Origin of the sequence: Geobacillus sp. FSL W8-0026, from assembly GCF_037966255.1 — a bacterium.
GTDB classification, from domain to species: Bacteria; Bacillota; Bacilli; order Bacillales; family Anoxybacillaceae; genus Geobacillus; species Geobacillus icigianus.
On sequence record NZ_CP150194.1, the window covers coordinates 786775 to 805728 of the forward strand.

20 protein-coding genes are annotated in these 18954 nt (G+C 57.1%); 16 read left to right on the top strand and 4 right to left on the bottom strand.

Going from position 1 to position 18954, the window contains the following annotated elements:
- The first annotated feature begins 4 nt into the window (after positions 1 to 4).
- Together NST29_RS04060 and NST29_RS04065 are read left to right on the top strand one after the other, a co-directional pair.
- Entirely contained in the window at positions 5 to 922 is a 918-nt protein-coding gene (locus tag NST29_RS04060; protein WP_033020153.1) for an NERD domain-containing protein, read from the top strand.
- Between the two features lie 227 nt (positions 923 to 1149).
- A complete protein-coding gene (locus NST29_RS04065) occupies positions 1150 to 1944 on the top strand; it encodes a phosphotransferase family protein (RefSeq protein ID WP_033020152.1) in 795 nt (264 codons plus the stop codon).
- A 425-nt stretch (positions 1945 to 2369) separates the two neighbouring features.
- Here the strand turns inward: NST29_RS04065 and NST29_RS04070 are convergent, their stop codons facing one another.
- The gene (locus NST29_RS04070) at positions 2370 to 2639 is read right to left on the bottom strand and encodes a YtzH-like family protein (RefSeq protein WP_033844364.1); all 270 of its coding nucleotides are present in this window, start codon (positions 2637 to 2639) and stop codon (positions 2370 to 2372) included.
- A 295-nt stretch (positions 2640 to 2934) separates the two neighbouring features.
- Here NST29_RS04070 and trmB point away from each other — a divergent pair, with 295 nt between their 5' ends.
- Positions 2935 to 3585, top strand: coding sequence for a tRNA (guanosine(46)-N7)-methyltransferase TrmB (gene trmB, locus NST29_RS04075; protein WP_033021986.1), 651 nt, complete (start codon positions 2935 to 2937; stop codon positions 3583 to 3585).
- Positions 3586 to 4000: 415 nt separating this feature from the next.
- On the top strand, positions 4001 to 4852 hold the full coding sequence (locus tag NST29_RS04080; protein WP_033021984.1) for an MBL fold metallo-hydrolase: 852 nt from the start codon (positions 4001 to 4003) through the stop codon (positions 4850 to 4852).
- Here NST29_RS04080 and NST29_RS04085 read toward each other — a convergent pair.
- On the bottom strand, positions 4847 to 5143 hold the full coding sequence (locus tag NST29_RS04085) for a PepSY domain-containing protein (RefSeq protein WP_033021981.1): 297 nt from the start codon (positions 5141 to 5143) through the stop codon (positions 4847 to 4849). The genes NST29_RS04080 and NST29_RS04085 overlap by 6 nt on opposite strands.
- A gap of 96 nt (positions 5144 to 5239) precedes the next feature.
- Between NST29_RS04085 and NST29_RS04090 the strand changes: the two genes are divergently transcribed.
- The 12 genes from NST29_RS04090 to NST29_RS04145 all read left to right on the top strand — a co-directional run bounded on the left by NST29_RS04090 (position 5240) and on the right by NST29_RS04145 (position 17000).
- Positions 5240 to 6316: a M42 family metallopeptidase gene (locus tag NST29_RS04090; RefSeq protein ID WP_033021979.1), complete on the top strand. Its 1077-nt coding sequence runs from the start codon at positions 5240 to 5242 to the stop codon at positions 6314 to 6316.
- 84 nt (positions 6317 to 6400) lie between these two features.
- A complete protein-coding gene (locus tag NST29_RS04095; RefSeq protein ID WP_033021977.1) occupies positions 6401 to 6931 on the top strand; it encodes a DUF84 family protein in 531 nt (176 codons plus the stop codon).
- A 45-nt stretch (positions 6932 to 6976) separates the two neighbouring features.
- Positions 6977 to 7774 (top strand): DUF1444 domain-containing protein, encoded by a 798-nt coding sequence (locus tag NST29_RS04100; protein WP_033021974.1) that lies wholly within the window; start codon positions 6977 to 6979, stop codon positions 7772 to 7774.
- An 18-nt stretch (positions 7775 to 7792) separates the two neighbouring features.
- The gene (gene ytpR / locus NST29_RS04105; protein WP_033021972.1) at positions 7793 to 8398 is read left to right on the top strand and encodes a YtpR family tRNA-binding protein; all 606 of its coding nucleotides are present in this window, start codon (positions 7793 to 7795) and stop codon (positions 8396 to 8398) included.
- Positions 8399 to 8539: 141 nt separating this feature from the next.
- Positions 8540 to 11101, top strand: a complete 2562-nt coding sequence (locus tag NST29_RS04110; protein WP_033021969.1) for a DNA translocase FtsK — start codon at positions 8540 to 8542, stop codon at positions 11099 to 11101.
- Between the two features lie 147 nt (positions 11102 to 11248).
- Positions 11249 to 12553: a UDP-N-acetylmuramate--L-alanine ligase gene (gene murC / locus NST29_RS04115; RefSeq protein ID WP_033021967.1), complete on the top strand. Its 1305-nt coding sequence runs from the start codon at positions 11249 to 11251 to the stop codon at positions 12551 to 12553.
- 105 nt (positions 12554 to 12658) lie between these two features.
- The gene (locus NST29_RS04120; RefSeq protein WP_231559903.1) at positions 12659 to 13096 is read left to right on the top strand and encodes a DUF948 domain-containing protein; all 438 of its coding nucleotides are present in this window, start codon (positions 12659 to 12661) and stop codon (positions 13094 to 13096) included.
- Positions 13080 to 13715, top strand: a complete 636-nt coding sequence (locus tag NST29_RS04125; protein WP_081897244.1) for a YtxH domain-containing protein — start codon at positions 13080 to 13082, stop codon at positions 13713 to 13715. The genes NST29_RS04120 and NST29_RS04125 overlap by 17 nt, the downstream gene beginning before the upstream one ends.
- Positions 13678 to 14007, top strand: a complete 330-nt coding sequence (ytxJ, locus tag NST29_RS04130) for a bacillithiol system redox-active protein YtxJ (protein WP_033021963.1) — start codon at positions 13678 to 13680, stop codon at positions 14005 to 14007. Before NST29_RS04125 ends, ytxJ begins: the two co-directional genes overlap by 38 nt.
- 322 nt (positions 14008 to 14329) lie before the next feature.
- Positions 14330 to 15412, top strand: a complete 1083-nt coding sequence (locus NST29_RS04135) for a bifunctional 3-deoxy-7-phosphoheptulonate synthase/chorismate mutase (protein WP_033021961.1) — start codon at positions 14330 to 14332, stop codon at positions 15410 to 15412.
- Between the two features lie 296 nt (positions 15413 to 15708).
- On the top strand, positions 15709 to 16701 hold the full coding sequence (gene ccpA / locus NST29_RS04140) for a catabolite control protein A (protein WP_033021960.1): 993 nt from the start codon (positions 15709 to 15711) through the stop codon (positions 16699 to 16701).
- On the top strand, positions 16698 to 17000 hold the full coding sequence (locus NST29_RS04145; protein ID WP_051985105.1) for a hypothetical protein: 303 nt from the start codon (positions 16698 to 16700) through the stop codon (positions 16998 to 17000). The genes ccpA and NST29_RS04145 overlap by 4 nt, the downstream gene beginning before the upstream one ends.
- A 7-nt stretch (positions 17001 to 17007) precedes the next feature.
- Here NST29_RS04145 and NST29_RS04150 read toward each other — a convergent pair whose 3' ends face one another.
- Together NST29_RS04150 and NST29_RS04155 are read right to left on the bottom strand one after the other, a co-directional pair.
- Positions 17008 to 18177 (bottom strand): acetoin utilization protein AcuC, encoded by a 1170-nt coding sequence (locus tag NST29_RS04150; protein ID WP_033021959.1) that lies wholly within the window; start codon positions 18175 to 18177, stop codon positions 17008 to 17010.
- On the bottom strand, positions 18174 to 18818 hold the full coding sequence (locus NST29_RS04155; RefSeq protein WP_033021957.1) for an acetoin utilization AcuB family protein: 645 nt from the start codon (positions 18816 to 18818) through the stop codon (positions 18174 to 18176). The genes NST29_RS04150 and NST29_RS04155 overlap by 4 nt, the downstream gene beginning before the upstream one ends.
- Positions 18819 to 18954 lie beyond the last annotated feature (136 nt).

The window sequence follows — 18954 nt, forward strand, 5'->3', positions numbered from 1 at the left end:
GGCCATGGCACAGCTCATCAAGCTGCGGGATTGCATTTCTCGCTATGAAACGGACATTTATCATTATGTGCCGGAATTCATCCGCTTGAAAAGGCGGCAGTGGGAGCGGGCGAAGGCGCGATGGGAGGCGGAGCGAGAAGAGTGGGATAGGGGGAGCGGTGGCACGATTGAAATTAGGGAAGATTGGCTTGATCAGCCGTCGTGGTGGGAGCGGCTGTTTCGGCGGCGCGCTGATGAGGTCGCGGACGAGCCGCCGGCAGCGTCGCCGGGGGCTTCGACATTGGATGAATTGAAGCGGCAGTTTCTAGAGGAGATGTTCGCACTGCAACTTCGTTGGGCGAGTTCAACGGTCGGGCATGCTTCGTCTTTCGATGAGTCGCTATACAGAGATGAAACGCTGAAATATTTGTTGCAGCGGTTTCCAGACACGCATTTATGTTTTTATCGACCGGTCGCTATCGTTGGGCGGGCGGCGGTGGAATTGGACACGGTGGTGGTGACGCCGACGGCCGCTTGGTGTCTCGTCTTCGCTGAAGGAGCGCGTGATAACATCATCATCGCCTCGACCGGGCGCTTTTGGGTCGAGCGAGCTGGAGCGGTTGAGCGGAAGCGGGTCAGTCCGGTGGCGTCGCTGCGACGAACGGTTCGGGTCGTGACCGATATTTTTGAAAAAGAAGGGATCGATTGGCCGCTTCACCCGGTGCTCCTCAACCGGTATGGCTATGTCGACAGCGGCGGTTTGTTTCCGTTCGTTCACTATATTGATAAGCGAAATTATGATGAATGGTTTTCGCGGCTGCGCCGTTCTCCGCTTCCGCTTCGCCATGGGCAGCTGAAGGCAGCGGCCGCGTTGCTTCGCCATTGCGCCAGTTTTTACGATGAGCGGCTTGCCTGGGCGGATAGCGAGGAAGGCGGATCATGAGCGATGGAAGCGCGCTCGACGTATTTGGGGCACCGGTGGTTCGCTCGGAAGTTGGCAGTTTTCGGCATGGAGGCGGGCACGAAAAATGTTTGCATGCCGGGGCGGTATTTCAGTATAATACAAGTAAAATGAACGGAAGAAGGACGCGGCATAGCCGTCCTTTTTATTTGTGCGCAAGAAGCAAACGGACACGTTTTTCTATTTTTTAAGTCGCAGGTGAACAAGCTTTGGAACAGTTATTAGGTAAGGAGTGGGAGATCACTCCGGCTGGCGGCGCTACAGGGGATGCGTATTTTGCCGAGTATGAAGGGAAAAAGCTGTTTTTGAAGCGGAACTCTTCGCCGTTTCTTGCCGTTTTGTCGGCGGAAGGGATCGTTCCGAAGCTCGTCTGGACAAAACGGTTGGAAAACGGCGATGTGTTTACGGCTCAGCAGTGGCTAAACGGCCGGGAGCTCAAGCCGTGTGAGATGGGGAGCGGCCAAGTGGCAGCGCTGCTCCGAAAAATTCATACGTCCAAGGAACTGGCGGCCATGCTCATGCGGCTCGGCAAGTCTCCGCTGCCTCCGAGCGGGCTGCTGGCTGCGCTGGAACGGCAGCAGCGGCGCCAGCCGAGCGGGGAGCCTTTGGTTCGAAAAGCGCTGGACTGGCTCGAACAGCGCGTTTGGTCGCTGCCTGACGATCAGCGTGCCGTTTGCCATTGCGACATCAACCATAACAATTGGCTGTTGGCTGATGACGGCACGTTGTATTTAATCGATTGGGACGGCGCGGTCATCGGCGATCCGGCGATCGACATCGGCATGTTGCTTTATTTGTATATTCCGCGCGCTAGGTGGAACGCATGGCTTGACCGTTATGGGCTGGCGTGGAGCGAGGGGCTTGCCCTTCGAATCAAATGGTACACGCTTGCTCACGCGCTTCATTCGCTGTTTTGGCCGAAGGGAAAAGACCGCGACAAAGAGCGGGAGCAGTCGCTTCATTTAGTGAAACGGGTGCTGGCTGGCGACGAAGCGGAGCCATAAGCGAAAGAGGTCGCCCGTGGCGAGGATTGTCCGAGATGGCCCGGATCAACGGAGCGAGCCGTAAGCGAAAGGCGGTGATCGGCGGCTCCCTCGCCCCTTTGGCGCCCGGCGAGCGCGGATGGGCCCGGAACTTAGGAAACGTACGGACCCGTTGTCTAGAAGGCTGGTGACTTAGGGGCAATACCGCTTTCCAACATTGTTTCTCAAACAACGCTACCCTTTCACACTTGGAATTTTTAACCAATCGAGCGAATCGGTTGTTTTTCACCAGCCTTCTAGTTCTTGGCCACGCGGTCGCCCGCCGGGAGGGCGCTGGCGCGAGGGAGCGAAGAAACGCGGGGCCGAAACAAGATCGCCGCCTAGCTCCGCTGGGCAAAAAACCGATCCGGCCCAAGCCGGTCGATTAGCGGCCGAGCAGAGCCGGGTTACGACAGTTGGTCCACCCAGTCAGCCAGCTCGCGTTGGTGCGCGCTAATGTGGGCGTTCAGATCGGCGGTGAATTTCCCGCCTTGTCCGTAGGCATAAATGTTCGGCAGAATGTCCTTGACATTTGCGCTCACTTCGTTGTTCGCAAGCAGCGACTTGACAAGCCGTTCGATTTGCTCGCATTCGGCCACCGTTCCGCAGCAATCGAGTTGATGTTCCGACAAAATGTCGCGGAGGATGGTCAATTGGTGGGTGTGGTCGAGCGGCATGTCGGTCACCGTCCTTTCACAAAATGGGTACGGTTGTAGCATGCCCCGGCGGTGCGCCGTTTATAAGAGAGCGAGCGAGAAAACCCACTTTTTTCGATGGGGGATGAAAGCGAGCCCAACGATCTAACCCGATGGGACGGGCGATGACACACCTTTTCACTCGGGCGTTGTCCGAACCAGAAATGAATGAAGGCGTGAACGATCTTAGGATGAAATCACGAGTCTTTTGGGCTGTTTGCTTCTTTGACTGCCACTCCTTCAAGGCAACAAATCGAACATGAGTAGAGGTGTCCATATGCGTTTGCGCAACAAACCATGGGCGAAAGACAAAATCGCCGCTTATCCGCAACATGTCATCCCTGATCCGGAAGCCCAGCGCGGGCGCTGGCACGAGCTGTTTGGCAACGACGGGCCGATTCATGTAGAGATCGGCACGGGGAAAGGGAAGTTTCTCACCGAAATGGGCCGTCTTCACCCCGATATGAATTTTATCGGCATTGAGCTGTACCCGAGCGTGCTCGTGTCCGCGCTTGACAAGCTGATCGAAAGCGGGCTTCCGAACGTCAAGCTGCTCAATGCGAACGCCAAAGACCTCACCGCCTTTTTCGCCGAAGGAGAAGTCGCCCGCATTTATTTGAACTTTTCCGATCCGTGGCCGAAAAAGCGGCACGAAAAGCGGCGTCTGACGCATCGAGGTTTTTTGTCGCTCTATGAGCGCGTTTTGGCAGAAGACGGAGACATCCATTTGAAAACGGACAATCAGTCGTTTTTTGAATACTCGCTTGTCAGCTTGTCCCAATACGGATTTGTGCTTGCCGCCGTTCAGCTCGATTTGCATCGGAGCGATGTCGTCGGCAACGTCATGACGGAGTACGAGGAAAAATTTTCCTTAAAAGGGAACCGCATTTATCGCTGCGAGGCGGTGCGCCCGCCTAGGCGGCCATGATCGGCGCTGGCTGAAAAAGGGAACTGCTTTTAACCTAATGGAAGTAGCGGGCCAGCGCGGCGGCCGGAGAGGACGGATGGGTGACCGCCTGCTTTGAACCTAATGGAAGAAGCGGTCTCGCGCTTCTTGGGTAAGGCCGCCGATTCAGCCTGCTTTTAACTTACCTAACGGAAGAAGTCTCCCACTTCAAAACAAAGTGAAAAAAGGAGATGAATTCCGGTTCCATCTCAAAAAGGAAGGTCGGCTCCCTTCAATCACCAGCCTTTTAACCGTCCGCGTAGGCGATGGGAGTATGTCACGACATAACAACCAGCAAGCACATATAGACGAGAGAGGGCGCTCTTTTTGCATCCCTCTCTTTTTGATTTCCACCCGATGAAGAAAATGGTACACTAAAGATAGGGGGGAGAGGAGCATGGAGCAATTGACAGTCGGACAAGTGACATTGACTTGGCTGAACGGAGGAGTTACGCATCTTGACGGCGGGGCGATGTTCGGGGTTGTGCCGAAGCCGCTTTGGTCGAAAAAATATCCGCCCAATGCCAACAATCAAATTGAGCTGCGCACCGACCCGATTTTGGTCGAGGCCGGCGGCAAGCGGTTGCTCATTGAGTCCGGCATCGGCAACGGCAAGCTGACTGAGAAGCAAAAGCGCAATTTCGGCGTCACCGAGGAATCGGCGCTTGACGAATCGCTCGCCGCCCTTGGGTTGACGCGCAACGACATTGATGTGGTTCTCATGACCCACCTTCATTTCGATCATGCGTGCGGGCTGACGGTTTGGGAAGACGGCCGGCTCGTACCGGCGTTTCCGCGCGCGGCCATCATCACTTCGGAGGTCGAGTGGGAAGAGATGCGCCAGCCCAACATTCGCTCGCGCAACACGTATTGGAAAGAAAATTGGGAACCGATCGCCGACCAAGTCGTGCCGTTTGCGAAAGAAACGGAAGTCGTCTCCGGCATTCGCCTCATACATACCGGCGGGCATAGCGCCGGCCATGCGATCATCTTGATCGAATCGGAGGGGGAAATGGCGATCCATCTCGGCGATTTGCTCGGCACGCACGCCCATCAAAACGTCCTTTGGGTGATGGCGTATGACGATTACCCGATGGATTCGATTTTCGCCAAACAGCGCTGGCTTCCGTACGGCATCGAGCGGAACGCGTGGTTTACGTTTTACCACGATGCCTATTACCGGGCAGTCAAATGGGGGGAGGACGGCGCGATCGCGGAACAGGTGAAGCGCAACCGGCCGTCGCTATAACGGCCGCGTGTCAACGATGGCGCCGGTGTACGTGTTCACCCAAAACTCGTCATCCCCGTCATCGCGGCAAAGGCCGCCGCGGTAGACGGTGTACGTCCACCCGTTTTTTTCATAGCGCTCGGGATGGGTTTGAATCCAAGAGCCGCGAATCGGGTGCGCCCCGCCGAGCGCTTGTTTTGCCAGCTTCAGCGCGCGTTCGGGCGAAAGAAGCGCAGGGCGGCCGGAAGCGCGCGCCATGTACAGGGCCGCGGCACCGACGGCGGCGCCAACGAGCCACTTTTTCCAAGCCATGTGCACATTCCTCCTTTTGCTTTGCTATCGTTTAGTATAGCCGATGTTGGCGAACGATGTAAGCAAAGCGGAAGGGAAAAAGAAAGGAGAACGGTGATGAACGAAGACACACGGCAACTGTTTCAAACGCTGACCGAACTGCCGGGAGCGCCGGGCCATGAACACGCGGTGCGGCAGTTTATGCGCAATGAGCTCGCCAAATACGCGGATGAAATCATTCAAGATCGCCTCGGCAGCATTTTCGGTGTCAAGCGCGGCGACGAGACGGGCCCGACGGTGATGGTCGCCGGCCATATGGACGAGGTCGGGTTTATGGTCACGGCGATTACCGACAATGGCATGATTCGCTTTCAAACGCTCGGCGGCTGGTGGAATCAAGTGCTGCTCGCCCAGCGCGTGCAAATTATCACGAACGACGGACCGGTCGTCGGCGTCATCGGCTCGATTCCGCCCCATTTGCTCGATGACGAGCAGCGGAATAAACCGATGGAAATCAAACAGATGCTCATCGACATCGGTGCGGAAAGCCGTGAGGACGCCGAGCGGATCGGCATTCGTCCGGGGCAGCCGATCGTGCCGGTCAGCCCGTTTACGGTGCTGGCAAACGGGAAAACGGTGATGGCGAAAGCGTGGGACAACCGGTTCGGCTGCGGGCTCGCCATCGAGCTGTTAAAAGAGCTGAAAGAGGAATCGGTGCCGAACGTGTTGTATGCCGGCGCCACGGTCCAAGAGGAAGTCGGGCTGCGCGGGGCGCAGACGGCGGCAACGATGATCGATCCGGACATCTTTTTTGCCCTTGAGGCGAGCCCGGCAAACGACATGTCCGGCGACAAACAGGCGTTTGGCCAGATCGGCAAAGGAGCGCTCGTCCGTTTGTACGACCGGACAATGGTGATGCACCGCGGCATGCGCGAGTTCGTGCTCGATACGGCGGAAACGATTGGCGTTCCGTATCAGTTTTTCATTTCCCCAGGCGGAGGGACGGACGCCGGACGGGTTCATATCGCCAACCGCGGCGTGCCGTCGGCGGTGATCGGCCTTTGCGCCCGTTATATTCATACGCATGCCGCGATCATTCACGTCGATGATTATGCGGCGGCAAAAGCGCTCATCGTTGAGCTTGTCAAACGGTGCGACCGGGCAACCGTTGAAGCGATCCGCGCCAACAGCTAAACAAAAACGAATGGCGGCAAAGAGGCAAAACAGATCAGGGGGAGAAGCATCGGCTTCTCCTTTTCCATGCTAGGAGGTTGAGCAATGAAAACAATTGCGGTCGGAACAAAGAACGAAGCGAAAATCGCTGCCGTCCGCGCGGTGTTCGGGGAGACGGGCGATCGCCTCGTTCCGCTTGAGGTGCCCTCAGGCGTCTCCCGGCAGCCGCTTTCGGACGAGGAAACGCGGCGTGGCGCGATCGAGCGCGCCAAGCGGGCGCTGGAAGCGATAGAGGCGGACATCGGCATCGGGCTTGAGGGCGGTGTGATGAACATCGACGGGCAATGGTGGCTTTGCAACTGGGGAGCGCTCATTGACCGAAACGGCATGACGGTCGCGGCCGGCGGCGCGCGCCTCGCCTTGCCGCCGGAGCTCGGCGCCGGGCTTGAGGCGGGGCGCGAGCTCGGCGAACTGATGGAGGAGTATACAGGGCGGCGGAATATCCGCACAAAGGAAGGGGCGATCGGCGTATTTACGAACGGACGCATCGACCGCGCGGCGATGTTTTCCCATATCGTCGCGCTGTTGGCTGGCCAATACGAATTTTTTTGTCAAAACGGTCCGTTCACGGTATGATAAAGGAGAATCGCTGGCGCCGCCATAAAACAAGGAGGCAGACGGATGAACAGCCGGCAAATGTATGAAATGATCAAGGAACGTCTCGCAACTTATCCGCACTGGACGTTCCACTTTGATGCCCGACAAGACACGATGCGCATCGAAGACCGCCGCACGAACAAAGGGGTGACGATCTCGCTTCCCGGCGTGATCGCCAAGTGGCACGAACAAAAAGACGAAGCGGTGCGCGAAATCATTTATTACGTGGAAGAAACGCTGAAAACGATGGAGGAAGCGGCAACGCTTTCCGGAAACGAACGGAACATTTATCCCGTCATTCGCTCGACGTCGTTTCCGACGGAAACGAAAGAAGGCGTTCCGCTCCTTTATGATGATCATACGGCGGAAACGCGTGTTTACTACGCGCTTGATCGAGGGAAAACGTACCGCTTGATTGACGAACGAATGATCGAGAGCGAGCGATGGAGCCGCGACCGGGTGAAAGAGATCGCCCGTTTTAACGTTCGCTCGCTGCCGACGCCGGTCAAAGAAGACCGCGTCGCCGGCAACGTGTTTTATTTTGTCAACACGAACGACGGCTATGACGCGAGCCGAATCCTAAACGATGCGTTTTTGGCCGAAATGCACACGCGCATCGAAGGAACGATGGCGTTGGCCGTTCCGCATCAAGACGTGCTCATTCTTGCCGATTTGCGCAATGAGATCGGCTACGATGTGCTCGCGCAAATGACGATGAGCTTTTTTGCCGGCGGCCGCGTGCCGATCACGGCGCTGTCGTTTTTATACGAAAACGGCAAACTCGAACCGATTTTCATTTTAGGAAAAAAACGGAGAACGTAAATAAGGAGGAGCCAAGCGATGAACGTGTTCTACAACCGCGAAGGGATCGGTGATGTGCTGCTCGTATCGCTAAAGCCGACAGCTGACGAGGAGCGGGCGTTTACGAAACAAGGCGATGTCGTCCGCATCGTTTCTGAGCGCACCGGCGAGCCGGTCGGCTATAATATTTTTTCCGCTTCTTCCTACTATCCGTTTTCAGGAAACGGCCCGCTGGAAGTGAACGAGGAACTCGTCGGCATCATCAATGATATTTTGGCAAAAAACGGCTATGATGAACAGATTGACGCGGACTTGTCGCCGAAATTCGTCGTCGGGTATGTGAAGGAAAAAGCGAAGCATCCGAACGCTGACAAGTTGAGCGTCTGCCAAGTCGATGTCGGCGATGAGGTGCTGCAAATCGTCTGCGGGGCGCCGAACGTTGCCGAAGGGCAAAAAGTCGTCGTCGCGAAAATCGGCGCGGTCATGCCAAGCGGTCTCGTTATTCAAGAAAGCGAGCTGCGCGGCGTCCGGTCATCGGGCATGATTTGCTCGGCGCGTGAGCTCGGATTGCCGAACGCTCCGCAGGAAAAAGGCATTTTGGTGCTTTCCGACGAGTACGAAGTCGGTCAACCGTTTCGTTTTTAGCAGGCGGTGAACGAACGTCACTGGAAGTTCCGGTGGCGTTTTTTCCCGTCTTTTCCCAGCAGCAACCAAGCGGGGCAAGCGGCTCGGAACGGGTCACCGGACCGGCGTTCGGCCCCTAGAAAGAAAGCGTGGAATGAATCGATGAATTGGTGGAAACGATGGCTTCGTTTTTGGACAGGCGAGGAAGAGAGGGAAGAGAGCGGGGCGCCCATTCGTCGCCTTCCGTCGGCCGGAACGTTTGACGAGGGCGAGGCAAGCGGTGGCGATCGATATCCGCAAGGCCGTTTTCGTTTCCCGCTCATTCCCGATGATCCGCCTTCCGAAAGGCGGGAGGCGCCGCAGCGGCCCGCAGGAGAAGAAGTCCGGAACAATGTCAACCGTCAGCGAGCGGGCGGTGCGATGAGAAGAGAAGGAGAAAAGCGGCCGTTCCGACCGTCCGATGTGCCTTCTCCCGTTTTTGGCTATCATAAGCAGAAACGCGAACAACAGGAAGCGGCGGAGGAGCGGAACGCGGTCTCCTTGGCGCCGGAACGGGAAAGCGCTAGGCTGCGGACAGCGCTAGAACGCGGAAACGTTCGGCCGGGTGGGCCGTCGACCGCAGCGGAGGAAACTGAAGCGGACAAAAGCGCCGGCTCGCGTCGCCAGCCGCCGAACGAGATGAACGATGGGAGCGCCCAATCGTCTAGCGACACCGGAACGCGATGGCGCGCTGCGGAGTTGGGGGAGCCGGCAGTCGAAGAAGCCGTTCCGAACGCGGATCGGGCTCCGACGGAAGAACGGCTCGATGACAGCGGCGCCAGTGCGTTCGTTGGCGATGACAGCGGGCCGCTTGCCGAGCGAGCGGCGGGCTGCCAGAAGACGGCGGCGCACCAAGGGAACAGCGACACCGGTTTCGGTCGAGCCTCATTGGTCCCCTCCTTTCACCGTCATCAAATCCGGAACAGCGACATCGGTATCGATCGAGCGGAAGCGGCGCCGGTGACTGAGCCGCCGGTGGCCGACGAAGCGGAGGAGGCGGCGGAACAGGGGGACAGCCAGCACTTATGCGGCGTTGAGCCGTCCAAGTCGCCGACTGACGAAGGGAAAGCGGACGGCGAAGGAGACGGGCGGCTGCCGCAAGAGGTGCCGGAAGAAACGGCGGCACCATCGCAGGAGAACGATCAGGGTGGCGAGCTGGCGGCCGTTTCTTCCAAAGTGGAGCGGATCCGCATCCCGTATAATGTCATCATGTTGCAGCAGGACCGGCGCAAGCTGGCTGAGAAGACCGTTTCCAGCCCGAACCGCTATCGCCGGCCGCCGCTTGCGCTTCTTGACCCTCCGGCGGAACTGGACGTCCGCGATGAGCAATGGCTGGCGGAACAGTGCGCCCGTCTCGCCCGGACGTTTGAAAGCTTCCATATTGGTGCCAACGTCGTCGGAGCGACCCAAGGGCCGACCGTCACCCAATTTGAAGTGCAGCCCGATTTAGGGGTGAAAGTGAGCAAAATCACCAGTTTGCTCGATGACATCAAGCTCAGCTTGGCGGCGGAAGACATCCGGATCGAAGCGCCGATTCCCGGCAAGCGGACGATCGGCATCGAAGTGCCCAACCCCGCGAGCCGTCCGGTGCGTCTGCGAGAAATCCTAGAAAGCAGCGCCTTCCGCGATCGCCATTCGCCGTTGACCGTCGCGCTTGGACTCGACATCAGCGGCGCGCCGGTTGTCACGGATATTCAAAAAATGCCGCACGGACTGATTGCCGGAGCGACCGGCTCGGGCAAAAGCGTCTGCATGAACGCCATGCTGGTCAGCATGTTGTATAAAGCCGCCCCTCATGAAGTCAAATGGCTGTTGATCGATCCGAAAATGGTCGAGCTCGCTCCGTACAACGGTTTGCCCCATTTGCTCAGCCCGGTGATCACCGAGGCGAAGGCGGCAGCCGGAGCGCTCAAATGGGCGGTCGGCGAGATGGAGCGGCGATATGAACGGTTTGTCCATGCCGGCGTGCGCGACATCGAAAAGTACAACCGCCATCTTCGTGAAGCCGGCGGCGGTGAGCCACCGCTGCCGTATATCGTCATCGTCATTGACGAGCTCGCCGATTTGATGATGGCCGCTCCGGCCGATGTCGAGGAATCGATTTGCCGGCTGGCGCAAAAGGCGCGCGCGTGCGGCATTCATTTGCTGATCGCCACCCAACGGCCATCGGTCGATGTCATTACTGGGTTGATCAAAGCGAACATCCCGACTCGCTTGGCGTTTTCCGTCTCTTCCCAAGTGGATTCGCGCACCATTTTGGATGCGAATGGGGCCGAGCGGCTGCTAGGGCGCGGCGATATGCTGTTTTTGGAAAATGGATCGGCCAAACCGATTCGGCTGCAAGGCTGTTTTATTTCCGATGAAGAAATCGAGCGGGTGACCGCGCATGTAAAGGCGCAGCAAAGCCCTTCCTATCTGTTCAGCTCGGACGATTTTCGCCAAGCGGCGGCGTTTGGCGAAGAAGATGACGATTTGTTCGACGAAGCGTGCCGGTTTGTCATCGCGCAAGGCGGGGCATCGACGTCGAGTTTGCAGCGTCACTTCCGCATCGGCTACAACCGCGCCGCCCGATTGATCGAGATGATGGAAGAGCAAGGGCTGATTTCCGAAGCGCGCGGCAGCAAACCGCGCGAGGTGTTGATGAGCGAGGAAGAATGGGAGCGCCGGCGCGGGCAAGGCAGCTAAGCGCGGGCCGATCAAGGTAGTGTTTTGGCCGGCATCATGCTATAATGGGAAAATGAAACGACCGGCACAGCCGGATGAAAGAAATGGCAAAACGAGTGTGAGATCATATACTGTCTTACAGAGAGACGATGGTTGGAGGGCTTAGCGATGACCGTTTACCATTTTGTTGGCATTAAAGGCACGGGGATGAGCGCGCTTGCCCAAGTGCTTCACGGCCTTGGCCATACCGTGCAAGGCTCGGACGTGGAAAAATGGTTTTTTACGCAGCGGGCGCTTGAGGAGCGGGGCATTCCGATTTTGCCTTTTTCGAGAGACAATATTCGCCCGGGCTGCATCGTCATTGCCGGCAACGCGTTTCCGGATACGCATGAGGAGATTGAGGCGGCCCGCGAGCTCGGCGTTCCTGTCATCCGTTACCATCGCTTTTTGGGCGAGTTGGCCAGCCAGTTTACAAGCGTTGCGGTGACCGGTTCGCACGGAAAGACGACAACAACGGGGTTGCTCGCTCATGTGATGCAAGGAGCGCATCCAACGTCGTATTTAATCGGGGACGGAACGGGAAAAGGGGAGCCTAGCAGCCAATACTTCATCTTTGAAGCGTGCGAATACCGCCGGCATTTCCTATCCTATTTTCCAGACTATGCAATCATGACGAATATTGATTTCGACCATCCTGATTATTTCGCCAATATTGACGATGTGTTTTCGGCGTTTCAGGAAATGGCGAATCAGGTGAAAAAAGCGATCGTCGCCTGTGGAGACGATCCGTATTTGCCGAACATTCAAGCGAAAGTGCCGATGTTGTTTTACGGGCTTGGCGAAGAAAACGACGTTCAAGCGCGCAACATCGTGAAAACGTCGGACGGGATGGCGTTTGACGTGTTTGTGCGCAACACGTTTTTTGCTTCGTTTGCCATTCCGCGCTTCGGCACTCACAATGTGCTCAATGCGCTTGCCGTCGTCACCCTTTGCCACTATGAGGGAGTGGAGGCCGAGGTGATCGCCAAAGGGCTGCAAACGTTCCAAGGAGTGAAGCGCCGGTTCAGCGAAAAGACGGTCGGGCGCCAAGTGCTCATCGATGATTATGCCCACCATCCGCGCGAGATTACGGCGACGTTAGAAGCGGCTAGGCAAAAATATCCGGGGCGTGAAGTCGTCGCCATTTTCCAGCCGCATACGTATACAAGGACGCAAACGTTTTTGCGCGAGTTCGCCGAAAGTTTGCGGCAAGCTGATCACGTGTATTTGTGCGACATTTTCGGCTCGGCGCGCGAACATGAAGGCGAGTTGACGATCCGCGATTTGCAGGCGGAAATTCCGCGTTCACATCTGCTCGCGGAAGAAAATGTCGCCGTGCTCAAGCGACATCAAGACGCGGTGCTGGTGTTTATGGGCGCCGGTGACATTCAAAAATTCCAGCAGGCGTATGAGCGGGTCGTTCTTTCCGCCTGACGACCGTCAAGCAAGCGGGCCAAGGAGGGGAAGGCCCGCTTCTGTTTCAAGTCGAAACCATTAGGGTAAAAAAAACAGAAGAGGGGAGGAAATGGAGTGGAGTGGATGTTGTATGCAAGCCTCGCTGTCGTGGCGCTTGCTTTTGCGCTTTTGGCCGTTTACATAGCGAAAACGCTGACGGTGTTGCAGGAGACGCTCCGGCGCTTAACGGAAATGATCGGCCACACGGATGAGCAAGTGCAAGCGGTGGCGGGGGAAATGCGCCAGCTTTTGCAGACGGCTAACGGGGTTGCCCATGATGTGCAAAAAAACGTTCACGCCCTTTCCGGGGTGGTGGAAGCCGTTGGGGAAACCGGGGAGGCGCTGAAATTGGCCAATCGTGCCCTGCGTCAGACGGCGGCCACGCTTTTGCGCGCGGCCGATTCATCGAAAATGAAATGGTGGGAAACGCTGCAAAAGGCAAATGTTTTCCGCAAACGATGGGCAAAATGGAGAAGAAAACAATCAGGCAAGGAGGTTGAAATCAATGGGCAAAGACAATAACTTTTTGCTTGGCGCACTGGTTGGCGGTTTGGCCGGCGCGGCGGCGGCGTTGTTTTTGACGAGCGAAAAAGGGCGGAAATGGCTCGCCGAATGGGGCGATCAAGAAGCATGGAAGCCGGTCAAAGATACGGCGAACGACTTTTTGACAACGGCGAAAGAAAAAACGAAAGAAGTGGCAGAATACATCCCGATTAAAGCGAACGAAATGGTGTCGAATGTCGGTGCAGCCACAAAGGAAGCAGCCGCCAACGCCAAACAAAGACTCAAAGAAACGGCCAATCAAATGAAACATACGGCAAAAGAAATGATGACCACGGTGGAAAAAACGATCAGCGAAACGGCGCCGCGCGCCAAACAGGTCGCAGATCGAGCCGCCAAGAAGGTGGAACAAGCGGCGGATGAGGTGGCGGCGCAGGCGGGAAATGCCGTTGACAACGTGGCGAAGATCGCCGAAAACATAAAAGACGTGGCGGCGTCAGGAAACATGGACCGCGACACGCTCCAACGCCTTCTGAAAGAAGCGGAAACGGCCTTGGATGATGCCGAGAAAAACGTGAAGCCGCCGAAAGAAGGGGAGAGCTATGGGCATGAAGAAGCTGGAGACGATCGAACAGTTTGAACGCCTCAAGAGTGAAACGGGCCGCTTTTTGTTCGTCAAGCACAGCCTGACCTGCCCGATCAGTCGGGCGGCGTTCCGCGAATGCGAAACGTTTGCGGCCGACCATCCAGAGCTGCCCGTATATTGCTTGTACGTCCAAGAGGCGCGCCCGCTTTCCAACCATATTGCCGAGACGACCGGGGTGAAGCACGAGTCGCCGCAAGCGTTGCTGTTTGAAAACGGCCGCGTCGTTTGGCACGCCTCGCATGGGAACATCACGTACGCGACGCTAGAAACGGCGGCGGGAAGCTGATTTCTTCAGACGAGCGGACGGCTATTGTCGCCAGCACGGGATGAACGAGGTTGGCGGTGGCCGGCCGCTCGTTGTTTGACGCACAAAGCAAGTTCCTTCACAATCGCCGGCTGTCCGGCGCTTGTCTCGCCAAGCTCGTCTGCCCTCGTTTTTTGTTTTTTGCTTTAATGCTTAAAAGCGTTTAATTAAAAAAGCAATTTTTTCGTGACAACGATGCGGCTATCGATTATAATAAACACTAATTAAAAAACTCCGTTCGCCATGACGGGGATGCCGCTGGGCGGCGCAATGATGTACGATATTGGGAAAGGATGAGGGAAGCATGAGCAATGACAGATTAGACGAGCTGCGGGCGCGCGTGGACGAGATCAACTTGCAGCTGCTGAAGCTGATCAATGAACGGGGGCGGCTCGTTCAGGAAATCGGCAAAATCAAAGAGGCGCAAGGAACGCACCGCTATGACCCGGTGCGCGAGCGGAAGATGCTCGACCTCATCTCCGAGCATAACGACGGGCCGTTTGAAACGTCAACGCTGCAGCACATTTTCAAGGAGATTTTCAAAGCGGCGCTCGAACTGCAGGAGGACGACCATCGGAAAGCGCTCCTTGTCTCGCGCAAAAAACATCCGGAAAACACGATCGTCGAGATCAAAGGGGAGCGAATCGGCGACGGCAGCCAGTATTTTGTCATGGGGCCGTGCGCGGTCGAAAGCTATGAGCAGGTCGCCGCTGTCGCTGCCGCGGTGAAGAAGCACGGCATTAAATTGCTGCGCGGCGGCGCCTACAAACCGCGCACCTCGCCGTACGACTTTCAAGGGCTCGGCGTGGAAGGGCTGAAAATTTTAAAACGGATCGCCGATGAATTTGATTTGGCGGTCATCAGTGAAATCGTCACACCGGCGGATATTGAAACCGCCTTGGATTATATCGATGTCATCCAAATCGGCGCGCGCAACATGCAAAACTTCGAGCTGCTCAAGGCAGCTGGTCAAGTAAACAAGCCGATTTTGCTCAAGCGCGGTTTGGCGGCGACGATCGAAGAGTTTATCAACGCCGCCGAGTACATCATGTCGCAAGGAAATGGGCAGATCATTTTGTGCGAGCGCGGCATCCGCACGTACGAGCGGGCGACGCGCAACACGCTCGACATCTCGGCGGTGCCGATCTTGAAGAAAGAAACGCACTTGCCGGTGTTCGTCGATGTCACCCACTCGACCGGGCGGCGCGATCTGCTTCTCCCGTGCGCCAAAGCCGCCTTGGCGATCGGCGCCGACGGCGTTATGGCCGAAGTGCATCCGGATCCGGCTGTCGCCCTGTCCGATTCCGCCCAGCAAATGGACCTTGCCCAGTTTGATGAGTTTATGCGGGAAGTGCGCGCCTTCCAGCGCCAGTTTGTTCAAGCGTAACGCCGCTTCCCCGGCTTGCGCCGTACAGGGTCCGCCGAAAAAAGCCGTCCATTTGATGGGCGGCTTTTCTCATGCCCGGCGATTGTTTGGGGAAAGCTACCTGTGAACGGTCGTTTGTGAACCAATCCGCTGTTTCCGCCCGTTGTTGTCAAGCGGTGCCGTTCGTGAACGGTTTGTGAACAAACCGGCAAAATGGTTGCGATTTCGTTGCGAGTTGGCGATAATGTATCGTATGATAGGTGTACATACATTCGGAATTCACCGGGTATCGGATCGAGTAAAAAGGAGTGAACGGAATGACCGTAACGATTTACGATGTGGCCCGTGAGGCGAACGTTTCGATGGCGACCGTTTCGCGCGTCGTCAACGGAAACCCGAACGTCAAACCATCGACAAGGAAAAAAGTGCTTGAAGCGATCGAGCGGCTTGGCTATCGCCCGAACGCTGTGGCGCGCGGCCTCGCCAGCAAAAAAACGACGACGGTCGGGGTGATCATCCCGGATATTTCGAGCATCTTCTTCGCCGAGCTGGCCCGCGGCATTGAGGACATCGCCACGATGTACAAATACAACATCATTTTGAGCAACTCCGATCAAAACAAGGAAAAGGAGCTGCATTTGCTCAATACGATGCTCGCCAAGCAAGTGGACGGCCTTTTGTTTATGGGCGGGACGATCACCGAGGAGCACGCCGCCGAATTTCAAAAGTCGTCCGTGCCGATTGTGCTGGCGGCGACGATGGGTCCGGAGGAGATTCCGTCGGTCAACATCGATTACGAGCAGGCGGCGTTTGAAGCGGTGACGTATTTGTTGGAAAAAGGGAACCGCCGCGTGGCCTATGTGACTGGGCCGACCGACGACCCGATCAACCAGCGGAAGTTGGCCGGGTATCGCCGGGCGCTTGAGGAGCGCGGGGTGTCGTATGATGAAGAGCTCGTCATCGAGGGCGACAACTCGTACGATTCGGGCTTGGAGGCGTATGAAAAAATCGCCGAGCTTGCCGAACGGCCGACGGCGGTGTTTGCAGGCACCGATGAAATGGCGCTTGGCATCATTCACAGCGCCCAAGACCATCGGGTGCGCGTGCCGGATGACTTGGAAGTCGTCGGTTTTGATAACACGCGATTGGCGACGATGGTGCGGCCGCGGCTGACGACCGTCGTCCAGCCGATGTATGACATCGGGGCGGTGGCGATGCGGCTGTTGACGAAGTATATGAACAAAGAGCCGGTTGACAACCATATCGTTGTGTTGCCGCACCGGCTCGAGGTACGCGAGTCGACGAAATGACAAAACGGCTGATTCCACGCCTAGACGCGTTCGGAATCAGCCATTTTCGTTCGTGCGGGCAAAAAAGATTCGTTCCGCTCTTTTGCCAAGCGGGATGTTTGCCGATCGTGAAGGCCGTTGGCTTTCAACCAGCCTCAGAAGTCTTCATCCCAAGCGCCGGCGCGAAGCCGCGCAGGAAAGGAGGAGGCGCCGTTCGCCCGGCGAGCGGGGCGGACCGCCAGCTGCCGAAGTCGTCCGGCGTTGGGGCTGTCGGCAGCGGCTGGCGTTCAGGACATCGCCGCGTCCGCTTTGCCGCCTAACACACGGCTACAGCTGGTTCGAATGGGAACGGCGGATGAACGACAACGCCTTTTCCACCGTATGGGCGTTTTTTTCGTTAATTTCCGCTCGGCGCGGAATGGGCGGGTACAAATCATCCGGGTCATCCCACTCGAGCGGCAACGCGACGGGTGAAAGCGGTTGCCATCGTTCGCGCCAAGCGGCCGGCAATGGGCCGAATACATCGGCTTGATCGGTCATCTCCAGCCAAAGGAGGGCCCATGCCCGCGGCACGACGCGCCAGATGTCATAGCCCCCGCCGCCGACGGCGATCCAGCGTCCGCCGCAATATTCATGAGCGATTTGATGCGCAAGTCTTGGAATGACCCGATACGTTTTCATCGTCACCGACAAATGGGTGAGCGGGTCATAGTAATGGGCATCGACTCCGTTTTGCGTCACGATGACGTCGGGACGGAAAAAATCGGCGATTTCCCGGAGGGCGGTCGTGTAGGCGGCCAGCCATGATTCATCTTCCGTAAACGCGTCGACCGGGATGTTGAACGAATAGCCATACCCCGCCCCATGGCCTCGTTCGTTGACATTTCCCGTCCCTGGAAACAAGTAGCGGCCCGTTTCATGAATCGAGAACGTGCAGACGTTCGGATCATCGTAAAACGCCCATTGCACCCCGTCCCCGTGATGGGCGTCGGTGTCGACGTACAATACGCGCAGCCCGTATTTTTCCCGGATATATTGAATGGCGACCGCGCTGTCATTGTAGACGCAAAAGCCGGACGCCTTGCCGCGAAACCCGTGATGCAAGCCGCCGCCAAGGTTGAGCGCGTGCTCCACCCGCCCGGACAGCACGGCGTCGACGGCGGTGAGGGTGCTGCCGACCAACAGAGCGCTCGCTTCATGCATGTTTGGAAACACCGGCGTATCTTCTGTGCCGAGGCCGTAGTTGAGCGCCACCGTCTCCGGCAGTTCGCCGCGCCCGGCTGCTTTGACCGCCGCAATGTACGAACGGTCATGAATGAGCGCAAGTTCATCGTCCGTCGCCATGCGCGGGGCGATGATATGTCGATCATCCAAAGCGCCGAGCGTGCGCAGCAAATCATGCGTCAGTTTGACCCGCAGCTGGTTGAACGGGTGGTCGTCATGAAATTTGTACTGAAGAAAATCCTCGCTGTAGACAAAGGCGCAGTTTTGGCTCATGACGTAACCCCCGGCAAGTTCGGCCATAGCACGTGATAGCCGGCGTTTTGCAAGTCGCGGATCAACGGCAGCGGGTTCATCGTCTGCACGCGGAAAACTAAAATTTTGTCGTTCGGGTCCGGGTCCGGGTACAACAGGACGCTGGCGATGTTGACATGGCGCTCGCTGATGATGGCCGCCGCTTTGCTAAGCATTCCGGCTTCGTTCGGGACTTTAATTTCGATTTGCGATCCCGGCTGATGCACGCCGGTCAGTTCCACGAACGTGCGCAACAAATCCGTCTGCGTAATGATGCCGACGAGTTTTCCGTTGTTGACGATCGGCAGGCAGCCGATGCGGTGTTCGTAAAAGAGCGCGGCCACTTCCTCGACAAAGTCGAGCGGATGGCCGACGATGACGTCGGTGTTCATGATGGAGCCGACCGGTTTTTGCAGATCATCGAGCTGTTTAGGAAGATCGTCAATCGGCGGGCTGGCGCTGCGCAAATCGCGGCTGGTGACAAGCCCGATCAAGCGCCCTTCGTCATCGACGACCGGCAAATGGCGGATGCGGTGCGTTCGAAGCAGCTGCAGCGCCTCAGCGATCGTGTTCGCGGCGCGGAGCGTAACGACCGGCGATTTCATGATTTGCTCAACAAGCATCGTTTCCCTCTCCCTTTATGAGGCTGGTGATTTAGTGCAAAAACGACTGATTCCACTCATTTCTCAATTAGAAAAAACCTTGCAGAATCCGCTTTCTCTTCTGAATGAAAACGCCGCCGATCGGCGTGTGACAGCG

Coding starts and splice junctions, on each gene's coding strand:
- ytpR (WP_033021972.1), top strand. CDS start 7,793: ATGAACGTGTTCTACAACCGCGAAGGGATCGGTGATGTGCTGCTCGTA.
- NST29_RS04085 (WP_033021981.1), bottom strand. CDS start 5,143: ATGGCTTGGAAAAAGTGGCTCGTTGGCGCCGCCGTCGGTGCCGCGGCC.
- ytxJ (WP_033021963.1), top strand. CDS start 13,678: ATGGGCATGAAGAAGCTGGAGACGATCGAACAGTTTGAACGCCTCAAG.
- NST29_RS04145 (WP_051985105.1), top strand. CDS start 16,698: ATGACAAAACGGCTGATTCCACGCCTAGACGCGTTCGGAATCAGCCAT.
- NST29_RS04060 (WP_033020153.1), top strand. CDS start 5: ATGGCACAGCTCATCAAGCTGCGGGATTGCATTTCTCGCTATGAAACG.
- NST29_RS04125 (WP_081897244.1), top strand. CDS start 13,080: ATGGGCAAAGACAATAACTTTTTGCTTGGCGCACTGGTTGGCGGTTTG.
- NST29_RS04120 (WP_231559903.1), top strand. CDS start 12,659: ATGTTGTATGCAAGCCTCGCTGTCGTGGCGCTTGCTTTTGCGCTTTTG.
- NST29_RS04100 (WP_033021974.1), top strand. CDS start 6,977: ATGAACAGCCGGCAAATGTATGAAATGATCAAGGAACGTCTCGCAACT.
- NST29_RS04095 (WP_033021977.1), top strand. CDS start 6,401: ATGAAAACAATTGCGGTCGGAACAAAGAACGAAGCGAAAATCGCTGCC.
- murC (WP_033021967.1), top strand. CDS start 11,249: ATGACCGTTTACCATTTTGTTGGCATTAAAGGCACGGGGATGAGCGCG.
- NST29_RS04135 (WP_033021961.1), top strand. CDS start 14,330: ATGAGCAATGACAGATTAGACGAGCTGCGGGCGCGCGTGGACGAGATC.
- ccpA (WP_033021960.1), top strand. CDS start 15,709: ATGACCGTAACGATTTACGATGTGGCCCGTGAGGCGAACGTTTCGATG.
- trmB (WP_033021986.1), top strand. CDS start 2,935: ATGCGTTTGCGCAACAAACCATGGGCGAAAGACAAAATCGCCGCTTAT.
- NST29_RS04110 (WP_033021969.1), top strand. CDS start 8,540: ATGAATTGGTGGAAACGATGGCTTCGTTTTTGGACAGGCGAGGAAGAG.
- NST29_RS04155 (WP_033021957.1), bottom strand. CDS start 18,818: ATGCTTGTTGAGCAAATCATGAAATCGCCGGTCGTTACGCTCCGCGCC.
- NST29_RS04070 (WP_033844364.1), bottom strand. CDS start 2,639: ATGCCGCTCGACCACACCCACCAATTGACCATCCTCCGCGACATTTTG.
- NST29_RS04090 (WP_033021979.1), top strand. CDS start 5,240: ATGAACGAAGACACACGGCAACTGTTTCAAACGCTGACCGAACTGCCG.
- NST29_RS04080 (WP_033021984.1), top strand. CDS start 4,001: ATGGAGCAATTGACAGTCGGACAAGTGACATTGACTTGGCTGAACGGA.
- NST29_RS04150 (WP_033021959.1), bottom strand. CDS start 18,177: ATGAGCCAAAACTGCGCCTTTGTCTACAGCGAGGATTTTCTTCAGTAC.